Source organism: Tenacibaculum sp. 1B UA (genome assembly GCF_033978845.1).
Taxonomy (GTDB): Bacteria; Bacteroidota; Bacteroidia; order Flavobacteriales; family Flavobacteriaceae; genus Polaribacter.
The window spans coordinates 1-5,825 of record NZ_JAKVUA010000035.1; the positions used below are offsets into that span (position 1 = coordinate 1).

1 protein-coding gene and 1 pseudogene are annotated in these 5,825 nt (G+C 32.9%); both read right to left on the reverse strand.

Annotated features, from left to right (window positions below; all coding sequences use genetic code 11):
* A pseudogene (locus tag MK851_RS15555) lies at positions 1 to 3,510 on the reverse strand (hypothetical protein); the annotation flags it as partial.
* Positions 3,511 to 4,032: 522 nt separating this feature from the next.
* Positions 4,033 to 5,604, reverse strand: a complete 1,572-nt coding sequence (locus MK851_RS15560) for a helix-turn-helix domain-containing protein (protein WP_320244925.1) — start codon at positions 5,602 to 5,604, stop codon at positions 4,033 to 4,035.
* Between the last annotated feature and the right edge of the window lie 221 nt (positions 5,605 to 5,825).

Consider the following 5,825-nt stretch of genomic DNA (forward strand, 5'->3'; position numbering starts at 1 on the left):
TGTGATTACTAAGGGACTGTCATTACAACCACTGCCGCCATTATCGGTGTCGGATACTGTTACTGTTACTGCTCCGCCACAATTGTCAGACTCATCTAACACTGCTGCTCCATCTGCCGCTGGTACGTCACTTATACATGCTACCGTTATATCTGATGGTGCTGTACCTGTTGGTGTTTCAGTATCTTGTACTGTGATGATTTGCACTAATTCTGTCGTTAAGCCGCCACAGTCGGTTAAAGTATAGGTGCGTGTGATTACTAAGGGACTGTCATTACAACCACTGCCGCCATTATCGGTGTCGGATACTGTTACTGTTACTGCTCCGCTACAATTGTCAGACTCATCTAACACTGCTGCTCCATCTGCCGCTGGTACGTCACTCATACAAGCGACCGTAATATCTGACGGTGCTGTTCCCGTGGGAGCTACTGTATCTTGTACTGTGATGGTTTGGATACATTGTTGTGAATTAAGCACAGTACCTTCTCCATTATCGCGAATACCATTGTTATTTGTATCTTCGTATTCTGTAACGGTATACGTTCGTGTAACTTCTCCATTACAGCTAGGCAAGGTTCCGTTATCTGCTACAATTTCAATTACACCACAAGGAATATCTCCAATCACACCATCTCCGTTTCCTAAACTCTCAAACTCTGCTTCGGTAATTGTTCCGTTTGCTGGTAAATCTGACACACAGTTTACTGAAGTAGTTGGAAAAGTAGGACAGCTTACTTCAAACACGCAGCAAACGGGTGAGCTTCCTGTAATAGGTAAAGTATTACAGGCATTCTTATCCTGAAAACTAACATTATAATCGGTTCCTGCTACTATTAAATCAGAAGTCCATGTATGACGATTTCCTGATGTTACCCATGTCCCTGGTGCTCCTGTCCCTGTTGCTTCTACTGAATCATTATTTCCTAAGACAACTGCTGTTAGTGTATAACCCGAACCATCATTGGCACATTGAGTGGTTTCTAAAGCTTCTAACGTTAATTCGTTAAAAGTTGTAATTTGAATATCATCTGTGTTTAATGATGCACTACCACACCCGAATTGGTCTTTTATTTTATACTCTACTTTATAGAGCGTAGTTGTTTGAGGGGTTACTTCTATACTATTAACATTTGTAGCAATTACTTGATCTGCATCATCTTTCCATACTATATCCCAAGTAGAAGTAGAAATTGGAATTCCTAAAGTTATAGTATCTCCCTTACAAGGAGTAGTATCACTTGCTACTATTTCTGGTATTGAGGAAGACCCTCCTATTGATACACTAAAACTTTTTGTTGTACAGAAAGAAGAAGTAACACGCATAGAATATTCTCCATTTGGTAATGAAGCAAAAGTATAACCTGAAATATTTGGATCTGATTCATCATTTGCTGTATAAGTTTCTAAAATAGTATTAGGGTCCGATTGACTAAATATTTCATAGGTTAGTGGATACACTGGTGTTCCTTCTATGATGGACACCGTTGCTATTCCTGAGCCATCACCACAGGAAACTTGGCTTCCCGAAAGTACTATATCACCATAAGTGACACTCCCTTTTAACTGCCATTTAAAAGACCCATTACGTTTTAATGCTGCCGAGTATTGAGTTATTGCATAATTCCCAAAATTAGCACTATAAACAGCTACATAATCTCCAGAAGGTAAGTCGATAAAAGTAGCTTTATTTAAAGTGTTTGTTGTTAAGTAATGCCATCCACGTCGTTGCCCTAAAGTACCATCTCCATTATCTATAAAAACTTCAACCAAACCTTGAGAAGCATATCCATGTGTAGGGTTCATACTAAACATAAGTGTATTTTTATCGGAACAACTAGGGATTGTTTCTACTGACGGGTCAATATATCCAACGGTATTTATCAAATCAAACGAAAGGTTTTTCTCACTTACTCCTTGGCAAGTACTTGATGAAACAACCTTTACATTATATGTTCCTGGAGGTAAATCACCTACAAATATTCTTTGTGCAGACGATTCAGCAGTAACTGTAAAAGGGAAATCTATTTGATAACTCCCTGCTAAGGTTTCAGGCTGTGTAGGATTAATTGTTACAGAGTTTCCATGAGTAGGTGAGGTTACGGTAATTGTAAGTGGATAGCCCAAACCTTGTACTCCTGTTAAAGCAAAACTAGCAGTACCTTCTAAAACTCCATTCCCAACAAAACCAGACACATTATCTATAGGCTGTTTGGGCTTTCTGTTTATAGATACAAAAAATTCATCAGATAAAGTAGTACAACCATCATTTGCTGTAAATCTGTAGTTTTTATCATAAACAATCTCATCCGTTAAAAGTACTTCTTTTATTTGATTATCATTTGCCTCTTGATCATGCCCTACAGAAATCCAGTTTCCTGGGGTATCTTCGTATTCCACACTTACACTATTTGGAGTACACCAAGCATCAAAAGAAATTTCAGACTCTAAATCGCCGGTAACTTTTGCTAAAGTACCAATACTATAAAAATTTACTCTAAATTCATCCTTACAGGTATCAGTGTTGAATTTTGTAGTAACATTTCTTACATCAAAACGCGGGGTTAAATCGGGCACTGTAAAACTAACATCACGTTCATTACATGCGTCCTGTAAATGTACTTGTACTTGATCCCCTGGGTTTAACTCTTGACCAACGGTCAAATAGCGTGCATTATAATTAGATTTCCTAAGAGTCAGGGGTACCGCTGGTGCTCCATTGATACTAATGGTGCTATGCTGTTGCAAGGCATTTACATTTTCTATACCATCTGTAAAAATCACATAATTAAAAATATTTTTATTACAATCACCACCACTACAATCCTTTTCAAACCTTACAAAGCTATTATACATAGAACTGAAACCAGAAACAGGAATACTTATTTCTTGACCGATAGAAACTTCACATCCTGCTACTCCAGGTTGATCAGTAACTCTATAAATAAATTCTTCTCCTCCTGAAAAATTTTCAAAGGTATGAGAACGATTTGAAGTTATTCCTGAAGTATGTATTACATTACCATTACTATCTAAAAGTTCGTACTGGAATGGACCTGTCCCTCCACTTTGTACTGATAACGTAAGTGTGGCATTGGGAGTATAAAAATCAGCATCTGCATTACAAGAAGGTCTTGTTGTAGAGGTTTTTATTACCATAGGGTTGTACAAACTCGTAATTGTAATGGGATTATTTGAGTAGTTGATTGTCTGAATTCCGTTAAATAAACGTACTTCATAATCTCCACCACTTAGGCTAGTAAACTCTACGGGGCCTCCATTTGCAGGAAGTGCTTTGATTACTTCTGAACCAGATGCGAGTTTTAAAATAACATTCCAACCACTACAGTTTGTTGCATTGGGAACTGATACCGATATAACTCCGTTCGCACTACAAGTAGCGTCTTGCGAGGTAACCACAAAACTTCCCACATCGCATTGTCCATAAGTTTTTAGTGAAAAAAATGCTACTACGATGAGTAACAAATTGAACAAGTAATTTTTCATCATTTTTTTTAATTTTTTGTACAACCTTTTTGTCAAGTATCTAATCAGGATATTGTTAAGGTTATTTATTAATAATAACTTAGTAGTATTGGTTTATCTAAAATTTAACTAGAACTATTTTTGTTAAAAAAATTCTAACGAGATATCACTATAACTAAACCTAGCTATATAGCGTTCAGATCTAAAAAAAGAGGAAAAATTTATTTCGCACCTAAGCTTTTGAAAAACTTGTATTTATAAAAAAACGAACACTCCCCCACCGTAAATCTATTACATCTGCTACTCTTTTTTTAATTTTATTCTTTATATATTCACGAAAATGAAAAAACAAAAACACTGAAAAACAGATTATTAAAAACAAGAGTATTCTTATACTAAAAAATATAGAATTTTAAAAAGATAATATAATTGATACGGTTTGATAGAGTTTTAATTATCAATTTCTTACAATAGAAAAAAGTTCTTCGGTAAGTAGTATTTAAAACAAGTAAGATGGCTTGAGTTATTACCAATTAAAAATAAATTTTAATTATTGGGTTGATTTGATTGAAATCTTTCCTTCTTTAGAAAAGTAGATGGTGTAAGTCCTACGATATTCTTAAAAACTGTGGTGAATTTACTGTGAGATGAGAAACCACATTTCTCAGACAAATAACTTATTTTATAATTTAAAAACTCTGGATTAGTTTGAACCATCTTAATAAAATGAAAAACTCTAAGCTCATTAATATAATTATTAAAATCTTTCTTTTTATGAGTATTAATTATATAAGATAGATACTTCGTATTGGTGTTTAACTTTGTAGATAATGAAGAAAGACTGATATTGGAGTTAATGAATTCTTTTTTATCTTCAAATTTTTCTAATTCAGTAAGTAATCTATTTTCAGTTTGCTTTGGCATTAGACATTTTGTTCCTGTTTTCTCTACCATTAACAAAGGAGAGTTTTTCGGCTCTAATTTTTCATTGAACGCATTGAGTTTTTCTATAATAGCTTTATATTTTTCTAATTCTTTTCTGTTTTTTCGTTTCGTAAATAAATAAAAAAGAATGCTACATATAAATAGTGTGCTGATTATAGTAATAATTTTACTTAGTCTTAAAAAGTCTGTTTTCTGCTTCTTAACAACACGATTAAACTCACTATTAGAAGTTTCACGCTCTAGCTTAATATTTTCCTTTACACTATTAATGTACTTTGTATTGTAGAATGTGTATTTATCAAAATCTTCTTCTTTAAGATAATATTTTTTTAAATCGCTATAGACTAACTTTTTTAAAAAAACATGATTAATATTTTCAGCTATATTTTTTGCTTTTAATAAATAAGATAGTGACTCTTTAGTTTTATTAAATTCTAAAGCTATTTTTCCTAACCCATAAAATACCATACCCATCCATTGTGACTCACCTGCATTCGCTTTATTTAAATAAGTTAATGCCTTTTTATAATGCTGTTTAGCATAATTATACTTTTTTAAGTTTAAGTAACTCCTTCCTAACATTTCTTCATTATTTCCAAAGAAGAAAAGCTTCATTCGTTCGTTTTTTATACTCGAGAAAAGCGGCGAAACTTTTTTTAATAACACTATGGCTTCATTGTAATTTTTCTCGTGTAATGCATAATGTGCCTTTTCTTGGTAAACCATTCCTCTGTATTGATTAGAAACATTTATAGCCTGTATTTTTTTTGAAGCTTTTAAACCTTTCTCTAAATACTCTTTACCTTGGTCTAAAAGACCTAAAATACGATATTGAGTTGAAAGGAACCCATAAACTCTGGCTTTCCACTCGTAATTTTCAGTATTACTCAAAATTGAATCTGCTTTAAGAACATAATCTATAGCTTTTTTTCTCTTACTTTGTTTTTCTAGAAGATCAGCCGAAAGCATTAATGATTTTATTTTATGAATATTAGTTTTAGATGTTTTGTACAAAGAATCTGCTATTTTGCTTGCTTTCACAATATCTATTGCTGATACTCGAACAGCCGTATTATAAAAAATACTATCAAATTTTTTTGCTTGTTCCTGAGCTAATACATAAAAAACATGAAATAAGAAAAATAATGTAAATAGCTTTCTTAAATAAGACATAATAACTGGGGATTTTGGGGATAAATATACTCCCTTTTAGTTGAACTATATTTTAAATAATCTTTTATATTTCGATTATTTATACAAAAAAAAATAAGGATTATGGTTATATAACACTCTATTAGAACCCGTTGTGCATTTTAAATAATGCTAATTTTAATATTGTTAATATTTCTATCAAAAACAAATTTATTGATGTATTGAATTGTTGTTAAGGCAGC

Excerpts from the sequence above, each read along its gene's own strand:
- MK851_RS15560 (WP_320244925.1), bottom strand. The coding sequence starts at position 5,604 with ATGTCTTATTTAAGAAAGCTATTTACATTATTTTTCTTATTTCATGTT.